Origin of the sequence: Pseudoalteromonas sp. '520P1 No. 423' (assembly GCF_001269985.1) — a bacterium.
In the GTDB taxonomy this organism is placed as follows: Bacteria; Pseudomonadota; Gammaproteobacteria; order Enterobacterales; family Alteromonadaceae; genus Pseudoalteromonas.
The window spans coordinates 3320105-3340908 of sequence record NZ_BBZB01000001.1; the positions used below are offsets into that span (position 1 = coordinate 3320105).

The following is a 20804-nucleotide window of genomic DNA, read 5'->3' on the forward strand; positions in this document are numbered from 1 at the left end:
AATGTCTGTACTTTGTTGCTTGCAGCAAAACGTAAAAGATCACGCGCAAATCAAAAACTGTTACAACACATAAACAGATCTCGAGTCTTTTCTGGCTCAATGAGGTTATTTTCTTAGTACCAAAAACAAAACAAGTCCCTTATTAAAAATAGCATTAATCGCTTTACTCAAAACAGCGCTTTGTCTATCAATAAGTTGCTAAGCATAATATCAAGCTATATTTCTAGCCGTTAAAGCTTAAACCAATTTATAAATCACCTCAGATATATACGTAATAAATCAATGATCAGTTCTTTAATTAAGTCATTGATTACATGTAACTTATATTTTCAAATGCCATTGTATAACCAGCTTCTCACCAACAAAAATTAACGCGTTCGGAATAAAAGAATATTAATATCTACAAAAAATAATAGCTATAATATAACATATCAAAATTATTTCACTAAGACGTTACAATACCTGTCACAAAACGACCTACTATAAAACCATTTATCGATTTATCTGCTCCATACAAAGCATAGATTGAGTCGTATCTAGGGGCTAATTGAACAATATTTAATTAACAAGGAAAAAATGATGGCAAAACAATCTGATGTGGTGATCACCATCAATAATTTAAAAAAGCAATTTGGTGATTATCAAGCACTAAATGGGCTTTCACTTAACGTCAACAAAGGCGAAATACTTGCTTTACTTGGGCCTAATGGCGCAGGAAAAACCACAACTATAAATTGTTTATTAGGTTTTTTAAAACCAGATAGTGGTGAGATTAGTATTGCAGGTATTGATCCGCAGCAAGATGTTATTACCGCCCGAAAAAAAATAGCCTATATACCGGAACAAGTTGCACTATATCCCCGACTCACAGGTATAGAAAACCTGATTTATTTTAGCAAAATGGCACAAATTGAAAAAACAGAATTAGAATTTAAAGAACGGCTCAAATTTGTTGGTTTACCTGAACATGCATTCACAAAACAAGTGGCTGGTTACTCAAAAGGCATGCGACAAAAAGTAGGCATTGCCATCGCACTCTCTAAAAATGCTCAAGCGCTTATTTTAGATGAGCCGACTTCTGGGCTTGATCCTTCAGCTAGCCATGAGTTTAGCCATTTATTAAAAAAACTGGCCTCTCAAGGCGTTGCTATTTTAATGGCTACACATGATCTTTTTAGAGCCCAAGAAGATGCCCATCGTGTTGCTATCATAAATCAAGGTCAATTAGTCGATACTTTAGGTTTTGAACAAATTAAGCAAGTACAACTTGAAACGGTATACCTTGAACATATAAAGGGAGCTGTTACATGCTAACACTTGCACTTAAAAAAGAGTGGGTTGATACCAAGCGACAAGGTCAACTAACTTGGTTACTGGGAATCGCGGCATTATTATTGTTAGTTGCCTGTTTATCTAGCTGGCAAAGTCATAGTCAATATGTGGCAGATCAACAAGCTGTCTCTGAATCAGAGCGAGCACGCTGGCTAAATCAAGGCGATAAAGGTCCTCATTCTGCTGCCCATTATGGTACATATGTAATGAAGCCTGCATCATCATTGTCACTTTTAGATTCAGGACTACAAGACTATCAAGGTAATGTGATTAGACTTGAAGCACATACCCGCAATAACGCTTTGTTTAGACCAATACAAGATACATTATCTATTGCGCGATTTGGTCAGCTTTCACCCGCTTTTGTGCTACAAGTATTGCTACCTTTACTTGTGGTATTAATCGGTTTTGGTTTAGTTGCCACAGAGCGAGAACAAGGTACATTAAAACAATTATTAGCTATGGGTGTCAGTCCAGCACGGCTATTTTTTACCAAAACATTGATGTTATTTACTATTGCAAGTGCTTTACTTATTCCTGTAGCGATCAGCATATTAATATTTAATACCATACACTTAAGAGCCGGTTTATTTTTAGGCGTTTATCTTATATATGTCTTTATTTGGTGTTTACTTACAGTCGCAATTTCATCATTAGCAAACAGTGCCAGAAAAGCTCTCATAATTTTATTAAGTCTTTGGGTATTTACCAGTTTGTTACTCCCTAAATTAGCAATGTATTACGCTACAATAGCTAATCCTGTGATATCTAGCCAAGCATTCGAATCACGATTAAAAAGCGATGTGTATACACCAGAACGTGAACAAGCAATCGCTAAATTTAAGCAACAAACATTAGCGCAGTATAAAGTGAGTACAACCGACCAACTTCCCTTTAATTGGGGAGGAGCACAGCTTCAATTTGGTGAACAATATGCTGACAAAAAATTTGATTTATTATTTTCTGAGCGTAATAACCAACTCCAGTCTCAATCAGACACTTACCAACAACTTGGTATTTTAAGCCCATTTATCGCATTACAAACTCTTTCTATGGGATTGGCTGAAACTGATTTTAAGCATCATTTACACTTTTCTGCCGAAGCTGAAAAGCAACGACGATTAATTCAAGAAACCCTTAACTTTAACCAAAGAGATAACGCACATAAAACAACTGGCCACTATAAAGCTGGCGTTGAATTATGGCAAAAAATACCAAAATTTAACTATCAAAGCCCTTCATTTAGTCAACTTTACCAGCAATATATACCTAGTTTTTTAAACTTATTAGCTTGGTTAGTGACGCTAACAGTGTTGTGTGCTTTCACTCTTAAAAAAATAAAACGTGAGGAACAAAGATGATTAACCTGTTACTCTCTACCGAACTTAAAAACCTATGGCGCGAAAAACTCATTACTTGGGTTGTCGTTATTAGCTGTGCATGTGCAACTATCGCATTTTTTAGTGGTTTTAATCATAGTCAACAGCAACATCAAGTCATACAGCAAGCAAAAATAGAACAAGCAATGGCGCTAAACAAAGCTGCTGAGGGATTAGAAGAGCGCCTGCTGAAAACCAAAGATATAAAATGGTGGCAAGATCAATACGACTTACGCGGGCAAGCATTTTACCTAATGGTTAACTACGCGAGTAAACCGCCCTTACCTACTTCACCTATCGCGACAGGTCAGTCAGATGTTTTACCTTATTTTTTCAAAATGTTAGTAAAAGAAAAGCAAAATATTATTCACCAATATGATTACCAGCATCCATTAAAACTCATGCTCGGTCAGTTTGATTTAAGCTTTGTCATTATTTATATTCTACCCTTGTTAATTATTGCAGTGTGCTTTAACGCGCTTTCTCAAGAAAGACAACAAGGTCAATTACGTTTAATGCTGTTACAAGGCGCAAATATTAAAACCCTTATTAATATGCAAATTTTACTAAGAGCTAGCTTAGTGGTTGGGCCCTTTCTAATTATAAGTATTTTTCTTTTAGTGACACAGCAAATAGGTATCAGCTTATCTCAAATTGTAAGCTATATACTGATTGTAATTAGCTATACCGTATTTTGGCTGGCGATCAGTGTTTGGGTTATTAGTAAAGGTAAGACTGTTGCTAACAATGCAGCTAAACTCATGACTATTTGGCTTATGCTAGTTATCGTGCTCCCTGCTGCAATAAATACCAGCATCAATCAACTTTACCCAACGCCTTCTCGTTTGCATTATTTAGATGAGCTGCGCCACAGCGCCGACGAAGCAAAAAAAGCATCAGAAAAAACCCTTGCTGCGTTTTTTCAAGATCATCCTGAATTGGCCAATCAAAACAAACCTGCAGACTTTGCATTAAAGAAAATTGCATCAATTAATGCGATAGAAAAATCCATGGCGCATTTAGATCAAGTGTTCGAACAGGCTAAAAATACTCAACAAACTTTTGCCGATAACTTTAAGTTTTTATCGCCAGCGACCCTAGTTCAAGCACAACTTGTCTCATTAGCAGGAAACGATCTTTTAAGACATCACGCTTTTATGAAAAATGTTGAGCGTCACCACAGCGAACTACAAGTATTTTTTAGTCGTGAAATAGCTAAAGCAAATGAAAATAATGATTTTTCTCCATGCTCTGGTTGTAGCGCCAATGCCACACTAAAAGATTTAAGCACAGTACCTCAATTTGATAGCAAGTTTAAAACTCAAACTATCAATCTATGGAGTATTTTAGCATTGTTTATTTTATCACTGAGCATATGGCTCTATAGCCAAAAACAGATAGTTCGCATTGCCCAACCGCAACAATCGGGGGTGTTAGTTTAAGAAAAGAATGTATTAGGGATTATATTTAAAATTAATATAATCCCAATATAAGTAACTTTATTGATATAAACATACTTTATTAAAGTAGCTTAAATGAAATATTCCCTTTACCAAAATACAAAGACCTCCTTTGTAATCCCACTTTACCTTCACCAGTTGTAATCAATTGAAAATAATCAGAATCGCACTCAAAAGAAAACGCGTTATTTTCTCTTAAAACTAATGGATATTTTTCTTTACCTTGTTTTTGAGAGAACAACTGATTGTTTTCAAAACTAATGGTTCTCACTTCTCCATCACCTATATCATATTGCCCAACAAGTCTATTTATATCTAATGGGTTAATAACGCTTACTTTGTCAGGTAAAGTTTTTAAGCCTTTACTCAGTATATGTAATCAAGCAGGACCTGGATGCGTATTGCTATTACTAAGGGCGATACCATATACATTTTGTTCCGGAAAATATGCAGAAAAACTAAAGAAACCCGGCACTGAGCCTTGATGGCTGATACTTTTTTTATGGTTAATTGAGTAAATATCAAATCCTAACCCGTAATTTATAGCTTCTCCTGAGTTTAACTTAAAGGGGGTTATCATTTTTTTAAAATTTTGTGCATTGATAAGATCACCATTTATTAAACTTAAATGCCATTTATGCATATCACCTAAATTTGAAGCAATCGCACCTGCAGCAGCAATCCAACTTCGGTCGACCGGCATTAAATCAATTATTTGGCCATCTTTATTTTTTTCATAGCCTTTTACTATTTTTGGATCTGACTCTGTTGTAGTTATTACAAAAGTATTTTTAAGATTCAGTGGATTAAAAATGTTTTGCTGCATAAATTGGGCATAGCTCAGACCCGATACTTGCTCAATGACTTTTCCTAAAAATACATACGCAGTATTGGAATAAGCATATTGCTCACCCGGCTCAGCAATAAGCGGATCTTTCGATAGTTGCGTTAATATCATATCGATGTGAGCATATTTTTTGGCTTTTAACATGGTTTCTGAGTTTCCTAAGTAATTAGGCAGCCCTGAAGTATGACTCAACATTTGCCCTAAAGTGATTTTCTTTCCTGCTTTTGAGTAATATGGGAGAAAGTCACTCAAAGTATCACTCAGTGAGAGCTTATTTTGTTGCTCTAATAACAAAATAGCAGCGGCTGTAAATTGCTTGGTAATTGAACCTATTTGAAATATAGAATCAGTTGTTATGGAGGTTGTTTTTGATACATCAGCTAAGCCTAATGCATGTTTATAAATGACCTTACCCTGTTTACTTACTAGTATCGCAATACCTGGCTCTGACGGTTCAGCATAACACTGTAAAGTTTTATCATTAATATCTTCACCTTTGGCGAAAAAACACACTAATAACATTGATAAAGATAACGATTTTAAATAATTCATATAGACAGCAACAGCATAGATTACAGATGTAATTTAAATTACATCTGTAATCTTGATATGTCAACTATTGATTAATATATGTATACCCAAGCCACTTCAAGATGCGAGTTTCAGGACTGCTGAGCAAATCATGATCTAGGCGCATCTTTGTATTAATGGTTGCTCCCTTAAAAGAAGATGGGACAACGAGCATAATTTGCTCAGATGTCCCCGCAGGGTTGGTTTAGAAACGCTTTATACTGCGTTATTGATTTTGAAAAGGGAATGACCATTATCTGCAATCAATGCCTTGTCTAAAGCGTTTCTAACGCCAACTGAATTCTGCATCTTGGAGTGGTTTGGGTATATAAGCTTAATCGGCGTAATAGTGTTTATTATTTTGACCTAAAAGATTTAACCTACTTGTCTCGCATAACGACTTGGGGTTACGCCATTGGCTTTTTTAAAGTGGCGATGAAAGTGGCTCTGATCGTAAAAACCAACATCTGTAGCTACATCAGCAACCTTATTTCCTTGCCGTAATAGAGATTTACTTTTACGTAGCCTTTGCTGAATTTGATAAGCATGAGGCGGTAACCCATACATTTTTTGAAACTGTCTTACTAAATAAAATGGCGTAAAATCACTTATTTTAGCTAAGGTTTCTAACGTTATATTTTGTTCTAAATGATCGTTAATATATTGTTTAACCCATTCAAGCTTTTGGCTGGATGTTTGCTGTTGCTCTATCTCACTTCGGCTTTTACCATGCTTGAGCATTAAACGCGTTAATACAGCATGGTTTCACGTAAAAGCGTATTATCTGAGCTGGCAAGGATATGAAATAACTGACGTAATTCAGTAGCCATTTGTGGATCTTGTACAACTGCATTAGGAAAATAAGGCGCAAAACCTTCAGTTAATCCAATATCAGATGCTAATTTAGTAAAATGTGATTCAAATGGCGCGATACCACGATATGACCAACCATTATCTGTGCCTGATTGGCCAGTATGTACTTCATCAGCATTTACAAAAATAATACTATGTTCGGGTGCCATATAATTATTACCTGAACTTAAAAATCGTTGCGCACCTTTTTCAATCACATTTATCGTGTATGTTTCATGGCTATGCTTTGAAAAATTATGATTACAAAAATCAGCTTCAACCATTTCAAGTCCACCGAGTTCTTGATGCAAAGTAAATGCTGCTTTTTCAGTCAAAATCTTTCCTCTTTTAAATCTAAATGACACAATTGGAAATAATAGCCTTAAAATTAACATACCAACAATAAAAAACTTGTACATTATTGTTGTATCAAAAACTTCATGAAAATTAATTCGTTAGCAGGTATGATCTATATATTGAAAGTATTTAAATACTTTTAAATTAAGTAAACGGATAAATTTATACTGGAGTATAAAATGGCATATGACTTTGGGTCTAGCGGTTTAGGGATCACCAATCCCTTTAAAAAAGAGGGATTAGCGCGCACAATAGGCGGACTACTAATTTCATGTTTAGGTTTTTATAGCTTATTTCAAATCACGCATATTATTGAAAAAAATATGATCGAAGCTTGGATTTATGCTATTTTTGGCTTAGTTCTACTTATCAGTGGTTTAACCCGTTGTGGTAGCGGTTTATTTCAATTGTTTAAGTTTTTTGTTGGTCGTTCTATTCCTAGTTCCTTGGCATATAACCAAACAAAAAGTGAATCTGATAACGCTAATTTAGAAAAAAAACAAAACGCATTAGCTTATGAAGCATCAACATTAGAATCTATGCTAATGGGTCGTAAAAACACCACATTTAAAGAGCCTCAAGGCTGGATGGGTCGTTTTGTTCACTCTATTTTTCCAAAGCTAATATTTTTACCTTATCCAATCCGTAATATCATGCAAGAAGTGATCGCTATTTTATTAACCACTTTTGTTGCCTTAGTTGCTTTTGGTTTAACTTATTTTGTGTCATCGAGTGGTTTAGCCGGAGAAGCTGGACATATTATTATCCCTGCATTTTCAGTTTTATTGTTAGGCTATCTTATCACCGCATGGCGAAAAGCGGCATCAGCAGTGGATTTAAGAAAAGTTAAGCAACTTAAAAGCGCTGACGCTGGCAGCCTTGCAAAGATAATTGCCTTCTCTATTATTTTTCCTGTTGTAATTGGTATGGGATACCACTTTATCACTAAAAACATTGATAAACCTGATACCTTAAATCAATTATTTGATAAGGCACAGTTCTTTTCAGCTTGGCCAAGTCTTATATTGTTATTTATTTTAGGTGCCATTAGTTGCGCACTTATCATCTTCATGGTGGTTATTCGCAGTCAACAATCTGAACCTAAAACAGAAGTAAGTGAATTTAGAGAAAACTTACAAGAGTCTGTTCATCCTAACGAAGTTTTTATTAATATTGAAAATATCGTATTAGCCAATCGCCGCTACAAAGAGATACCAAACCGAACTTATCTTAATTTTGATCCCGTATTAAATGAGCAAAGCCAAGGTAAAGGCTCTTTCTCTGGTGAATTACTCATAGAAACACAACCTGAGTTTAAACCGACAGAACATAGTAAAAACTTTAAGTTAGTGCGATTAGCCGCCACCATTTCTGCTCAAGTATTGCTGGTCACTGCTGCATTTGTATTTTTTAGCTTAACAACAGATATTGCTATAGTTGTTGAATATGTTCAAAACATGATTAATAACCCTCCTCAGTTATCTGGACAACAAGGACAATCTGTACTTTCTGACATCATAGCGCAAGGCTCTGTTATTGGCGTTGGCTTAATTACAACATTATTTATGTGGCAAATTTTTGTAACTATTGGTCGTCTGATGGAAAACTTCTCTCATATTTTTTGGGCTGAAGTGCAATTTGATTCTTTATTAATGTATATGAAAACTGAAGGTACTTTTGCAGAGTCTAAAATATCAACGGGTATGTCTATTCATGATTCAACGCGAAGCGAAAATGTTGTTGTAAAGTCATCTATTACACCTTGGGTGGTAAGCTCTCGTATCACAACAAGCACTTTTGCATCTAGCGGCAATAATAATATTGAGATGCAACGTTATGTTATGTCTATGGAAAAAAATGAAAGTGAACTGCAAAGTATTATTAATGAGATTAGAGACTTCTTAAAAGCGCGTGAAAATATTGCAGGCTTTACCAATACTGCCGATTTACAACATGCTGAAAATATTTTAAAAGTTAATCAGGCATCAAGAAATACATCTGAACAATTATCATCTCAAGGTGATGCAGCTGGATTTTTACGAAATGAAAGTGACACCCAAGCTGATAATGACCGTATAACCGAAGGTGAAAAATAAACCTTTATTCAAAAAGAGATAATAAAACGCAGTTTTTATTATCTCTTTTTTTAAACTAGCCGTTAAACTTATTAAGTGCCGCCGTTAATTTATCCCAATCAAATTCTTTTTCTATGCTGTCAGCCAAATGATTAATGCTTTGTTCACGTAATACTTGGTAATCAAGGTGTTTAAATTCAGAACCATTTTTTGTATCAGTAGCCCAATTTAAAATAGCAGTCAGTGCTGCTGGCGTATCCATTAACCCGTGCCAATAACTGGCAAATATTTGCTCATCGTCTGATAGAACACCCGAGCCAAATGATGCTTTTAATTTATCGTTATCAAATACCACTTGTTTTATATCTGCTGTATTTATTGAATTATCAATTAAAGTATCACCTGCATGAATTTCATATCCTTGAATATCGACTTTATTTTGATCTGGTAAGTCTAAAACCCCATTTTTTAAGCTCAGTTCTTTATTCGCTTTTAATGTCGTAACAAACGGTAATAAACCTAAACCTTGTGTGGTTTTGCATTGTGGGCTTTCTATGCCATCTGGGTCTTTAATTTCTTGCCCTAACATTTGCAGACCACCGCAAATAGCCAATACTTTACCGCCATATCTTAAGTGGCGTTTTAAGTAGTCTTCCCAGCCTTGCTCTTTAAACCAAGCTAAATCTGCTTGCGTATTTTTAGAACCAGGTAAAATGAGTAAATCAGCTTGTGGTTTATTTGACTGTAATTCACTGTTTGTTGCTTGCGCACCAATGAGCTGCGGCCCAACTAACTGCACATTAACATCGGGGTGCGCGCGTAAAGAGTCAAAATCATTATGATTACTGGCTCTTGGATAAACAGGGATCACAACATTTAGTTTTGGTTTATCTATTACTTGCTCTTGCGCAACTGAATCTTCACTGTCTAAGTGTAAACCTTGTAAATAAGGTAAAACCCCAAGTACTGGCTTGCCTGTTTTTTCTTCAAGCCAATCTAATCCTGAAGTTAATAAAGCCGGGTCGCCTCTAAAACGGTTGATCACAAAACCGATCACCCTTTTTTGTTCCGATTCACTTAAACACGCTAAAGTACCCGTTAAATGTGCAAATACCCCGCCTTTGTCTATATCTGCAATTAAAATGACAGGGCAATCAACTTCTTCAGCAAATCCCATATTGGCAATATCACGATCACGTAGATTGATTTCTGCAGGACTCCCAGCCCCTTCAACTAATATATTTTCAAAATCAGTAGATAAACGTTGATGTGCTTTAAGCACCGCTTCCATCGCTGTTGGTTTGTATTCGTGGTAGTTTTGCGCATCTAATTGTGCTGCAACTTTACCGTTAATGATCACTTGGCAGCCAATATCTGAGCTGGGTTTTAACAATACAGGGTTAAAATCACAGATAGGCTCTAAATCACAGGCCTGTGCTTGTAATGCTTGCGCACGACCAATTTCACCACCATCAATTGTCACAGCACTATTCAATGCCATATTTTGAGGCTTAAAGGGAGCAACTTGTATCCCTTTGCGTTTAAATACGCGACCTAAACCACAAACTAAAGTCGTTTTCCCGGCATCAGAAGTTGTTCCTTGAACCATGAGTGTTTTTGTTTGTATGAGTGTTTTAATATTCATATTTAGCGCTCACACTTAGGTCTAGGGTTAAACTCACTGACTCTAACAGGTAACTTTATAACAGTGCCACAGCCTGGTGGCGCTTGTTTGCCAGTTTCTTCATTTACAAAGGCCCATTTAATCGTGTTTGGTCGTGTTTCTGCAATTGATTCAGGATTCAGCTGTTTTAAATAACGAATATAAAGCTCTAACGCACCGCTGCTACCCGTAAGTGAAGTTGATTTATTATCATCACGGCCCACCCAAATTACAGTAGCTGTATTTTGGTCAAAACCTGCGAACCAACTATCTCTTAAGTTGTTTGTAGTGCCTGTTTTACCTGCTAATTGCATTGTAGGAAAGTGTGATTTCAAACGTTTTGCGGTACCTTCACGCGTTACTTTTTTCATTGCGTATCGGGTTAAATAGCTAGATTCTTGATCAAACACTTTTTTAGGTTTGGCTTTATGTTGATGCAATATATTACCAACCGAATCGGTAATGGCAGCAATTGAAGTGAGTTTTTGGTAATAACCCGATAAACCTAAAGTTGTGTACATTTGAGCGACTTCAAAGCTCGACATTTCAACCGCACCTAACAATAAAGAAGGATATGTTTGAATATCTTGTTTTGCACCGAGCTTGTTTAAAGTGTTAGCAACATTTTCAACGCCGACTTCTAAACCTAAATGCACGGCAGGTAAATTAATACTATTACTAAATGCTTTATACAGCGGCATAGGACCACGGAATTTTCTATCGTAATTTGCAGGTTGCCAGTTACGCCCTGTTTCATCATTAAGTGTTATTGCTTCATCTTGTAATAAGGTCCCTAAGCTATATTCAGGCTCCTGTAATGCCGTTAAATAAACTGCAGGTTTAACTAAAGAGCCAATATTGCGTTTAGCATCTAATACGCGATTAAAACCTGAATAGCCCGTTTTACGCCCTGCAACTAAAGCGGAGACCCCAGCATGTTGTAAATTCACTGAAATCATAGCCGCTTGCAATTTGTCGGTTTTTTTACGTTTTTCTAAATAATACAGACTATTTACAACAGAATGCTCCATCGCTGTTTGTTTTTGCAGATCAAAATAAGTAAATACTCGCACACCTGCATCTATGGTATCTACATCAGGTAGTAAAGTTTTTAGATGACGACTCACTAAATCTAAATACCCAGGATGCGCTACTTTGGCACTGCGCTTTAACGATTGAATATTAAGCGGACGATTTAATGCCTGTTTATATTCTCTAGGGCTAATAAGTTGATTTTCAGCCATTAAACGCAGCACTAAATCACGGCGTTTCATAGCACGTTCAGGATAACGTCTTGGGTTATAAAATGAAGGGCCTTTAACCATGCCGATTAATAAAGCAACTTGATCAAATTCAAGCTCATCTATTGGTTTAGCAAAGTAAAAATCACTGGCTAGTCCCATACCGTGAACACCTTGATTATAAGCTTGACCTAAATACACCTCATTTAAGTAAGCCTCTAAAATCTGATCTTTGCTATAACGGTAATCTAATATCAGCGCAATAAAGGCTTCATTGATTTTACGCATTAAGGTACGTTCACGTGTTAAATAAAAATTTTTAGCTAACTGCTGCGTTAACGTACTACCACCTTGAACTGTTCTACCCGCTTTAATATTGGTATATAAAGCGCGTAAGATAGAAAATGGGGATACGCCATGATGACTATAAAAATCCTTATCTTCTACTACCTGTAATGTTTCTTTTAACATATCAGGCATACGTTCTAGTGGTACAAATTCACGGTCTTGCCCTGTTGCATTACTCAAACGTGCAATTTGTACTGGCTCTAGCTTGGCACCACCTAGCTGTCTGCCTCTACTATCTTTAATTGCCACCAAACGCTTGGAGCCAAATACTAACTCAATAATAATATCTGACTCAGTACCGGTATGAAATTCAAAAGCACGGCGATGAATACGAATTCGATGCCCGTTCTTACTTTTATTTATGACGTATTGCCCTGTATTGGTAATATGATTAACTTCAGAATAGTTAAGTCGGTTCAGCTCCCATATCACTTCATCACTAGATAAATATTGCCCCGGATAAAACGTCATAGCACGGGCATATATTTGTGCTGGTAATTGCCATTTATTGCCTTCAAATTGGCGGGTTATTTTTGAATCTAAATATATAAAATATAAAATGGCACACAAAGAAACCGCTAAAGCCGACTTCCAAGTAACAGAAAAAATCCAACTAAAAATGCGCGACTTTAGCGGTGCTTTAGATATTTTTTTGTTAGTTGTTTTTTTTTGAGTTGCTTTTTTAGCAGGTGATTTTTTTGCTGTTTTTTTAGCTGCAGGCTTTTTTACTGATTCTTTTTTTCCAGCTGTTTTTTTCACTGCTTTTTCTTTTGCAGGAGCGTTTTTATCTGATGTTTTTTTAGTTGCCATCTATTTTATATTACGTCTTTTATTTACTAGATAAAATAATTTGAAACAAAAAAATGTAACCATTTTGCATCACTATTTAAATTTAGTGTCTAGGATACAGATGTTTTAGCAGATAGAATAGATTTGCTTAGCTGCTCAAGAAAATAATTAAGGAATACGCATGAAATATGTTCGTTTAGGTAGTAGCCCATTAGAGGTATCCCGCATTTGTTTAGGCAGTATGACTTGGGGATTACAAAATAATCAACAAGATGCCAATGCCCAATTAGATTACGCTCAAGAACAAGGTATTAACTTTATTGATACAGCAGAAATGTATGCAGTACCGCCATCTGAAGAGACTTATGGAAAAACAGAAGCAATAATAGGTAATTGGCTTAATGCTAACCCATCTCGCCGTAAAGAAATCGTACTGGCATCAAAAATTGCTGGTCCTGGTTTTTCTTATATCCGTGAAGGCAGTAAAATTAGTGGCAAAACCGTAGTACAGGCGGTAGAAGACTCCTTAAAACGACTACAAACTGATTATATCGATTTATATCAATTGCATTGGCCAAACCGTACATCGCCACATTTTGGCAATCAATGGCCTGGCAATATCAATTACACAGATGTAAATGCCACTGAACAAACCGAGCAAATGTTAGACATTTTGCAAGGGTTAGATAAATGTGTAAAGGCAGGAAAAATCGGTTATTGCGGTTTGTCTGACGATACGCCTTGGGGAATAAATCAATATTTACGTTTAAGCGAGCAGCATAACCTACCGCGCATGGTATCAATTCAAAATGAATTTAGCTTATTACATGCTAAAGACTGGCCATATTTAATTGAAAACTGTGTAAATGAAGATATCGCTTACCTACCTTGGTCACCGCTTGCTACTGGTTTATTAACGGGTAAATATCAAAATGGTGCTCGCCCTGAAGGGAGTCGCTGGACCTTTATGCAGCGCAATGGTTTATTTAGAGATACCGAACACTCAAGTAAAGCCGTTGATGCATATTTAGATATTGCAAAACAACATGATATATCTCCTACTAAACTGGCATTAGGTTGGTGCGATCAAGTAAATGGTGTGACTTCTACCATTATTGGCGCCACTAATATGACACAACTTGAAGAAAATATAGCAGCATTTAGTGAACCACTGAGCGATGCTGTGCTATCAGATATCAAACAAGTATTAAAACAATATCCAATGCCTTTCTAATTTTACCTAAACTTATTAAAACCCTAGAGTTTATAGGGTTTTAATATATATTCATTTCATATTAAAATTAATACATATTTTTTAATTAAATACTGTAAAAATACTTCTCAGGCACGTAAAATGCGCGGGTTTATTGATTTCAGGTACCTAAAAATTAGCTATGTCAGATATTAATCCGTTAAATTCTCAGCCAAGACCAATTCATATTGGTATTATTGGCGGTGGTATAGCAGGTTCAACCATAGCATTACGTTTAGCCGAACTTAATATAAAAGTCACGCTCATCGAAAAAGGACCTTCATTAGTAAATGGTCCGCCAATTTGCCATTTACACGCGGGCGGTAATTTATATCGAGAGATATCAGAAGAGCAATGCATCACGCTTCTACGCCAATCAATTGATACTCTTAAGCTTTATAAACACAGCGCAAATATTCGCCCTACAGTTGTTGCAATCCCTGAAGCAGATAAAGGCAATCCTGAAGATTTAATGTCACGTTTGGAAAAGCTAAGAACTGAGTATGCACAATTGATCACTCAAGATGGCTCTAATCAGGTTTTAGGTCCAGCAAACGATTATTTTGCGCTGTATACGAAAAGTAAATTAATAAAACTAGCTAAAAAAGATTTACCTAAACAAACTGAAACTTTAGATGATTGGATGATACCTGTCGCTAAAAATATTGATTTTGATGCTGTTAAATTTCCATTAGTTTTAGTTCAAGAATATGGTTTAAGTGCTTTTCGTCTTGCAGCCTCAGCTATTTTAGCCACAGACAAGCTAAATAGTTGCCAAGTACTTACAAACACCAAAGTAACCAATATAACTAAAGGCAATAATCAGTGGGTTTTAAAAACAGATGATCAGGCGCCTATTAAAGTCGATTACTTAGTCAACGCATGTGGTTTTAAAACCGGTGAAATTGATGACATGCTTACTTTAAAGCGTGAACGTATGGTGGAGTTTAAAGCTGCATATATAACCCATTGGCAACAATGTGAAGGTCAGTGGCCTGAAGTGATTTTTTATGGTGAACGCGGCACACCTCAAGGCATGGCGCAATTAACCCCTTATGCCAATGGTTATTTTCAACTACATGGCATGACACAAGATATTACTTTATTCAAAAATGGCTTAGTTGCTACAACTTCAAAAAGTGCTCAACCTCAGTTAGAACAAGAGTTTATTACAAAGATAGACGATGCTTGGCAAGCAAGAAACGTGTATGCAAGAACAAATAAATCTATTTCACATATGAGTCAATTTATACCTAATTTTAGTAGTGCAGAAATGGGCGGAAACCCTTTATTTGGCGCTCAACAAATACCCGGTGCTGATGCTGATTTACGCGCTGCTGATGTGACTTTCAGTGGACATAACTACGCAAGAGCTGAGATTGTAAAAGCCTCATCTGCGATAGATGGTGCAAACTTAATTGTTGAAAAGTTAGTAGAAGTTGGTTTATTAGATTCAAAAGCAGCATACCAAACAGAACACTATCCAGTGACCGATTCATTAAATCAAAGTGAAGTAACAAACCTTGCAATTAAATTAGCAAAACAAAGAAATTACCCCATTGATTTAGCAAAAGTGGTTGGCCAAGTTAGTGAGTAATACCAATTGTATTAAGTAAGTTCCCACTCAGAGCCTTTGGGGGTTTTCAATTCTAGGCATGTTATCGCAGTAATGGTCATTCCCTTAAAAGATAACATAACAACGAAGTGTAAATCCCCAGAGGCTCCTGTAAGGCGGGTTTAAAAGCGTTTTATACTGCGTTAAATAATTTTGAAATAGAATAACTATGGCTTCAATTATTTGCCTTGTCTAAAGCGCTTTTAACTCCCGCTGAATGGGAAGTTAATTAATACAATTGGTATAAAAATGAAAGGTAATGGAATTTAAAACAAGGTCCTCGATACAAGACTTCGAGGACGACGTATAGAAGTATAAGTTTAAAGTCTCATAAATTAAAGTTAGGTAATCTGTATTTCCGCGTACTTTAATCCCGTCATCTCCGAGTTGTTTTATCGGAGATCTCTTGCACTTTTATATAACTTTTAAACAAGATCCCCGATACAATACTTCGGGGACGACAAATGAAAGAACTGCTACAAAATTAAAGCACAGTTAATAAGTCTGCAAAGTCAGATAAAACTAGCTCAGGCTGATAAACATCTATCGCTTCACCATAATTATAACCATACGTTAAACCAACACTTTGCATATTGGTCGCTTTGGCAGCCAAAATATCGTTTTTAGAATCGCCTATCATAATACATTCATTAGCAGTAACGGCGAGTTGTTCACATGCATAATTTAACTGCAAAGGATCTGGCTTACGTTTAGCTAAAGTATCACCACCTATTATTAGCTCAAATAAACCATTTAAACCTAAACCCGATAGAATTGGCGCAATAAAACGCTCTGGTTTATTGGTAATAATCGCTAATCTAAAACCTTTTTCTTTTAATGCTTTTAACGTGTCACCTACGTTAGGGTAAGTCACAGTTTCAACACATACATTCGCTTCATAAGCAGCCAAGAATATTGCCAATGCTTTTTCACTCAGTGCCGCATCAAGTGTTTTTGATACATCAACTGAACCTGATAATGCACGATTTATTAAAACTTGTGCGCCATTACCAACCCAACCATGAATAATATCTTGCTCAAACGTTGTCATGCCAAGTTCAGTTAATGTTTGGTTTACCGCTAATGCTAAATCAGGTGCGCTATCAACTAAAGTACCGTCTAAATCAAAAAGTAATACATTTTTATTTTCAAATTTCAATTTGGTTTCTCTGATAAAAGAAGTGTGTATATATTAACATCAGGAAGGTAAATTTATATGATATTGTTAATACTAAAGCTCTTTTTGCCGTTTTATTTTAAAACACTTTTAAATCGTTACGCGATAAACCCTGTTTTAATGAAATAAATACTTTATTATCTAGGTTAATAAAAAAAATAATTTTACATTTGGATAATTTCAAAAATGAGCAATAAATCTATATTCCGCAGCCCTGAAATGATTATCGCTTTATCAGCACTCTTTATCAGTATTATCACAGCAGGTGTTTCTATCTATTCAGCAGCAACTGATCGTGCTTATGCTAAAGCTTCAGTTTGGCCTAGGCTTGAAATATATAAAAGCTTTCATCCAGAAAAATTTTTTGAATATGGCGTGTCAAATAACGGTACTGGACCTGCATTAATCAAATATGCAAAAGTGAGCTATGATTCAAAAATAATTAAACAATGGACAGACATATCTAACTTTAAAAACTTCATTCAATCACATACTGGCACTCGTATCTTGCCTTCTCAGGGCGTAATAACATCACTTAGATATAAAGGAAAAAATACAAAGTTATTTTTTGATGCTGATAAAAAAATATCTCTCGAACTTTGTTACTGTTCTATTTATGATGAATGTTGGGTAACAGATAGAAGCAATCAACCAACAACTGTCGAGCAATGTATTATCGATGAAAAAGAGAAGTTCTTACAGTAACGTATTTATTTACATTAAAGAAAACAATGAAAAATCAATTATCAATCTACAAAACTTTTACTGTGATATTTTTACCAATAGCAGTGGTTTATCAACTTTTATGGGGTCAAATTTTCACTCATGTATTAGCTGAAAACTGGACGCAAGATAAACAAAATTTATTAACGCAAATAAAGTTCTCTAGTGAGCTCATAATTTATAGTTTAATGCTGTTTGTTTTAGTTAAATTTACACATAAACCAAATAAGTACATGGCATATAGTATTTATAGCATTTTGATATTGGTATTATTTATTACAGCTAAAACCTTAGCTGTATCGCTTAAATTGATATAACTATAAGGAAATCATTAGAAATGGACATTCAAATTAGACATAGTAATCAATCTGATTTTATCGCTATAAAGCAAATTTATGAACAAAAAAGTTGCTATGCTGGTACTTTACAGTTGCCTTTTCCCAGTGAAGATGTTTGGCGAAAAAAGTTAGAAAACTGGCCTGATAATGTTCACAGCTTAGTTGCCATGGTAGATAACAAAATATGTGGTCAAATTAACATTGAACACTTTATCTCTCCAAGGCGAAGACATGTCGCCAGTCTTGGTATGGGTGTCAGCGAAGCTTATCAAGGAAAAGGAGTCGGCTCAAAATTATTTATTATAAAAATGAAAAAGTAGGCACGATTAAATATTTAACTCATGATGCAGCGTTCGAAGTTTTGCAGATTCAAATTCATCCTGAATATCAAGGCAAAGGTTTAGGAAAAATAGTTATCAACTACATAATAAATCAAGCCAATAACAAACCAGTTAAGTTATAAAAAACTAATACACGGAATCAATAAACGGAAAAAACATGATAAGAACAATCAGCTTCATCCTCTCTACATTTTTTATTTTGCTAAGCCAAAGTACGCTAGCAACTCACTTTAACTTAGGTGAAAGAGTTAAAATCAACTCAAAAGTTTTGAGTGAACAACGTGAACTTCAAGTTTTATTACCTGAAAACTACCAAGCGAACCCAACTGCAACTTACCCAGTGATCTATTTATTAGATGGCGATTATAACTTTCATGCGGTTTCTGGCATGTTAGATTTAATGGCAAATAAAGCACAGTTAATACCTGATGTGATTTTAGTTGGCATTGCTGATAAAGGCACAGATAAGTATCGTCAATATATGACGCCTGAAGGACTGACTTCACCTTTAAAAGCAGAAGATAAAGGCAAAGCAAATGAGTTTTTATCTTTTATAAATAAAGAGCTTAAACCTTATATCAATAAACACTACAGAACTGCTGATAATAATATTTTAGTTGGACACTCTATTGCAGGTTTATTTGTTTTAAATGCGTTAGTTGAACAGCCTGACTCATTTAATAATTATATTTCGACAAGTCCATCGCTATGGTTAAACAAACAAGCATTCACTAAAACAGCTAACGATAAAATTGCTAACAGTAATCACAAACCTGTTTCATTATATTTATCTCTGGGCGATGAAACACGTATGAATCAATATGGCTTTATAAATATATTAGATGAACTACAACCTGCCAATATCAATTGGAAATTCACGCATTACCCAGATGAAAATCATAATTCTGTAGGTTTAATATCATTAAGAAACAGTTTAAAATCAATATTTAAAGGCTGGTTCATTGCTGAAAAAATGTTGAGAAAGAAACATACTCCTAACTCTATTGTTTCACATTATGCCAAACTAGTTTCTGAACTAAATATAAATCAAGCTATTCCTACGCCTAGCATTAAATCTGCCATTCGTTACTTTTATATGAATAAAAAAGCAGATGAACTAGCACCATTTATGGAACAAACAATCAAATCTCTCCCCGCATCTGAACAAGCATTTATTATCATGCAAGCAAGTTATGTTAGCCACTTTAATTCACCTAAAGCCGCCTTAGCTTTACTTAAATCACTTGAAAGTAAATTTGAAACCTCAATTGAATACTTAAAAAGTATCGCCACGACGTATGAGCAATTAAAAGATGATAAGTCAGCTATTTCTTATTTTGAAAAAGCGTTAAAACTGGCTAAAAAGCAACAAGTGAATCAATGGCAAATTAGTATTATAGATACGAAATTACTTAAATTAAGAGACTAAACGTTACAAAAACAGTTAGCTTATCAACTAGGTTAAACGCTATTGGTAAGCTATAATCTCGCCCTTTTAATAATCCTCAAGAGGCGATAAATGTTTATCAATCCAAACTGGCGAATTTTAACCATAGGCGATGGTGATTTATCTTTCTCTGCTTCATTATTTAATCACCATAAACCTAAAAAATTAACAGCAACTATTTTTGACTCCTTAAAAACACTCACAGATAAATATGATGACAAAGCTTATCAAACATTACGTCAAAATAATTGCGAAGTGCTTACGCTATTTGACGTAAAAAATAATGACTCTTGGTCAACTTTAAGTAAACATTCATATGATTTAGTAATATTCCAATTCCCGTTAATACCCGCTTTTTCATCAAAAGAAGACTTTCAACAACAATGTGGTCAAACTCCTATTTCAGTTAATACGCTTAATAGACATTTACTACGCTCTTTTTTAACTAACGCTTTTAGCCATTTTTTAGATCCTAAGGGTGAAAACTTATGTTTCATTACTTCTAAGGATGTAAAACCTTATAGAGAATGGGATATTGAAAACTCACTATTATTAGGTCTTGAAAATGACAAAAATCCAATTGCATATTTAGGACAAATGAATTTTGATATCACTGACTTTCCGGGATACAAAATTCGAAATGTTGATAGAGATAAACATGTAAAAGATACCCAAGGTAATACTTATGTTTATAGTAATCAAACCCATACTGAGTTAAGTACAAAACTCACAATACCTCATTATGCTAAAACAAGTTTATCGGATAAGTATTGTGCCTTTTGTCGCGTAGGCCCATTTTTTTCTGCACAAGATAAAATTGATCACCAACAATCAAAACGCCATAAAAAAATGTCTCAATATCATGCTCAATGGCTTCAATCTTTAAATTTAAACTAGAATAACGCTGTAAATATTTCCAAAAAGTCTTTATATTCATTGATATCACCTAATATTCATCTGTTTATTCCCAAATGAATACTCAAGAATGTCATTGTTTT

General features: G+C 35.1%; 19 protein-coding genes. 12 read left to right on the top strand and 7 right to left on the bottom strand.

What is annotated here, in order from left to right; translation table 11 throughout:
• The first annotated feature begins 579 nt into the window (after positions 1-579).
• From PSA_RS15205 to PSA_RS15215, 3 genes are read left to right on the top strand one after another with little or no spacing between them, the layout of a single operon-like run.
• On the top strand, positions 580-1314 hold the full coding sequence (locus PSA_RS15205; protein WP_082305743.1) for an ABC transporter ATP-binding protein: 735 nt from the start codon (positions 580-582) through the stop codon (positions 1312-1314).
• Positions 1308-2693: a DUF3526 domain-containing protein gene (locus PSA_RS15210; RefSeq protein WP_042142578.1), complete on the top strand. Its 1386-nt coding sequence runs from the start codon at positions 1308-1310 to the stop codon at positions 2691-2693. Before PSA_RS15205 ends, PSA_RS15210 begins: the two co-directional genes overlap by 7 nt.
• A complete protein-coding gene (locus PSA_RS15215; protein WP_042142579.1) occupies positions 2690-4153 on the top strand; it encodes a DUF3526 domain-containing protein in 1464 nt (487 codons plus the stop codon). Before PSA_RS15210 ends, PSA_RS15215 begins: the two co-directional genes overlap by 4 nt.
• Positions 4154-4232: 79 nt before the next feature.
• Here PSA_RS15215 and PSA_RS15220 read toward each other — a convergent pair whose 3' ends face one another.
• The 4 genes from PSA_RS15220 to PSA_RS26420 form a co-directional block, all read right to left on the bottom strand.
• On the bottom strand, positions 4233-4442 hold the full coding sequence (locus PSA_RS15220; RefSeq protein WP_042142582.1) for a hypothetical protein: 210 nt from the start codon (positions 4440-4442) through the stop codon (positions 4233-4235).
• A 108-nt stretch (positions 4443-4550) separates the two neighbouring features.
• A complete protein-coding gene (locus PSA_RS15225) occupies positions 4551-5570 on the bottom strand; it encodes a serine hydrolase (protein WP_042142584.1) in 1020 nt (339 codons plus the stop codon).
• A gap of 393 nt (positions 5571-5963) precedes the next feature.
• Positions 5964-6329, bottom strand: coding sequence for an AraC family transcriptional regulator (locus PSA_RS26415; RefSeq protein ID WP_231665270.1), 366 nt, complete (start codon positions 6327-6329; stop codon positions 5964-5966).
• Between the two features lie 8 nt (positions 6330-6337).
• Entirely contained in the window at positions 6338-6775 is a 438-nt protein-coding gene (locus PSA_RS26420; protein WP_231665271.1) for an AraC family ligand binding domain-containing protein, read from the bottom strand.
• 201 nt (positions 6776-6976) lie between these two features.
• Here PSA_RS26420 and PSA_RS15235 point away from each other — a divergent pair, with 201 nt between their 5' ends.
• The gene (locus PSA_RS15235) at positions 6977-8893 is read left to right on the top strand and encodes a hypothetical protein (RefSeq protein ID WP_042142615.1); all 1917 of its coding nucleotides are present in this window, start codon (positions 6977-6979) and stop codon (positions 8891-8893) included.
• Positions 8894-8948: 55 nt separating this feature from the next.
• On the opposite strand, the gene PSA_RS15240 is transcribed toward PSA_RS15235, so the two are convergent.
• Positions 8949-10517: a cobyric acid synthase gene (locus PSA_RS15240; protein WP_042142617.1), complete on the bottom strand. Its 1569-nt coding sequence runs from the start codon at positions 10515-10517 to the stop codon at positions 8949-8951.
• A gap of 2 nt (positions 10518-10519) precedes the next feature.
• Positions 10520-12934, bottom strand: a complete 2415-nt coding sequence (gene mrcB / locus PSA_RS15245) for a penicillin-binding protein 1B (protein WP_082305744.1) — start codon at positions 12932-12934, stop codon at positions 10520-10522.
• 160 nt (positions 12935-13094) lie between these two features.
• On the opposite strand from mrcB, the gene PSA_RS15250 reads away from it, so the two are divergent.
• Positions 13095-14147, top strand: coding sequence for an aldo/keto reductase (locus PSA_RS15250; RefSeq protein ID WP_042142619.1), 1053 nt, complete (start codon positions 13095-13097; stop codon positions 14145-14147).
• 160 nt (positions 14148-14307) lie between these two features.
• Entirely contained in the window at positions 14308-15762 is a 1455-nt protein-coding gene (locus PSA_RS15255) for an FAD-dependent oxidoreductase (protein ID WP_042142621.1), read from the top strand.
• 502 nt (positions 15763-16264) lie between these two features.
• Here the strand turns inward: PSA_RS15255 and PSA_RS15260 are convergent.
• Positions 16265-16939: a phosphoglycolate phosphatase gene (locus PSA_RS15260; RefSeq protein ID WP_042142627.1), complete on the bottom strand. Its 675-nt coding sequence runs from the start codon at positions 16937-16939 to the stop codon at positions 16265-16267.
• A 204-nt stretch (positions 16940-17143) separates the two neighbouring features.
• On the opposite strand from PSA_RS15260, the gene PSA_RS15265 reads away from it, so the two are divergent.
• The 6 genes from PSA_RS15265 to PSA_RS15285 all read left to right on the top strand — a co-directional run bounded on the left by PSA_RS15265 (position 17144) and on the right by PSA_RS15285 (position 20703).
• Positions 17144-17662: a hypothetical protein gene (locus PSA_RS15265; protein ID WP_042142629.1), complete on the top strand. Its 519-nt coding sequence runs from the start codon at positions 17144-17146 to the stop codon at positions 17660-17662.
• A gap of 26 nt (positions 17663-17688) precedes the next feature.
• On the top strand, positions 17689-17997 hold the full coding sequence (locus tag PSA_RS15270) for a hypothetical protein (protein WP_042142631.1): 309 nt from the start codon (positions 17689-17691) through the stop codon (positions 17995-17997).
• A gap of 20 nt (positions 17998-18017) precedes the next feature.
• Complete coding sequence (locus tag PSA_RS15275) at positions 18018-18338, top strand: GNAT family N-acetyltransferase (protein WP_052379805.1); 321 nt, start codon at positions 18018-18020, stop codon at positions 18336-18338.
• Positions 18314-18481, top strand: a complete 168-nt coding sequence (locus tag PSA_RS27240) for a GNAT family N-acetyltransferase (RefSeq protein WP_371257863.1) — start codon at positions 18314-18316, stop codon at positions 18479-18481. The genes PSA_RS15275 and PSA_RS27240 overlap by 25 nt, the downstream gene beginning before the upstream one ends.
• Before the next feature lie 35 nt (positions 18482-18516).
• A complete protein-coding gene (locus tag PSA_RS15280) occupies positions 18517-19788 on the top strand; it encodes an alpha/beta hydrolase-fold protein (protein ID WP_042142633.1) in 1272 nt (423 codons plus the stop codon).
• A 90-nt stretch (positions 19789-19878) separates the two neighbouring features.
• The gene (locus PSA_RS15285; RefSeq protein ID WP_042142636.1) at positions 19879-20703 is read left to right on the top strand and encodes a class I SAM-dependent methyltransferase; all 825 of its coding nucleotides are present in this window, start codon (positions 19879-19881) and stop codon (positions 20701-20703) included.
• Positions 20704-20804: the final 101 nt, after the last annotated feature.

Bases quoted from the DNA above. Each gene is read 5' to 3' on its own strand.
- PSA_RS15205 (WP_082305743.1), top strand. From the start codon at position 580: ATGGCAAAACAATCTGATGTGGTGATCACCATCAATAATTTAAAAAAG.
- PSA_RS15210 (WP_042142578.1), top strand. From the start codon at position 1,308: ATGCTAACACTTGCACTTAAAAAAGAGTGGGTTGATACCAAGCGACAA.
- PSA_RS15215 (WP_042142579.1), top strand. From the start codon at position 2,690: ATGATTAACCTGTTACTCTCTACCGAACTTAAAAACCTATGGCGCGAA.
- PSA_RS15225 (WP_042142584.1), bottom strand. From the start codon at position 5,570: ATGAATTATTTAAAATCGTTATCTTTATCAATGTTATTAGTGTGTTTT.
- PSA_RS26415 (WP_231665270.1), bottom strand. From the start codon at position 6,329: ATGCTCAAGCATGGTAAAAGCCGAAGTGAGATAGAGCAACAGCAAACA.
- PSA_RS15235 (WP_042142615.1), top strand. From the start codon at position 6,977: ATGGCATATGACTTTGGGTCTAGCGGTTTAGGGATCACCAATCCCTTT.
- PSA_RS15240 (WP_042142617.1), bottom strand. From the start codon at position 10,517: ATGAATATTAAAACACTCATACAAACAAAAACACTCATGGTTCAAGGA.
- mrcB (WP_082305744.1), bottom strand. From the start codon at position 12,934: ATGGCAACTAAAAAAACATCAGATAAAAACGCTCCTGCAAAAGAAAAA.
- PSA_RS15250 (WP_042142619.1), top strand. From the start codon at position 13,095: ATGAAATATGTTCGTTTAGGTAGTAGCCCATTAGAGGTATCCCGCATT.
- PSA_RS15255 (WP_042142621.1), top strand. From the start codon at position 14,308: ATGTCAGATATTAATCCGTTAAATTCTCAGCCAAGACCAATTCATATT.
- PSA_RS15265 (WP_042142629.1), top strand. From the start codon at position 17,144: ATGAGCAATAAATCTATATTCCGCAGCCCTGAAATGATTATCGCTTTA.
- PSA_RS15270 (WP_042142631.1), top strand. From the start codon at position 17,689: ATGAAAAATCAATTATCAATCTACAAAACTTTTACTGTGATATTTTTA.
- PSA_RS15275 (WP_052379805.1), top strand. From the start codon at position 18,018: ATGGACATTCAAATTAGACATAGTAATCAATCTGATTTTATCGCTATA.
- PSA_RS15280 (WP_042142633.1), top strand. From the start codon at position 18,517: ATGATAAGAACAATCAGCTTCATCCTCTCTACATTTTTTATTTTGCTA.
- PSA_RS15285 (WP_042142636.1), top strand. From the start codon at position 19,879: ATGTTTATCAATCCAAACTGGCGAATTTTAACCATAGGCGATGGTGAT.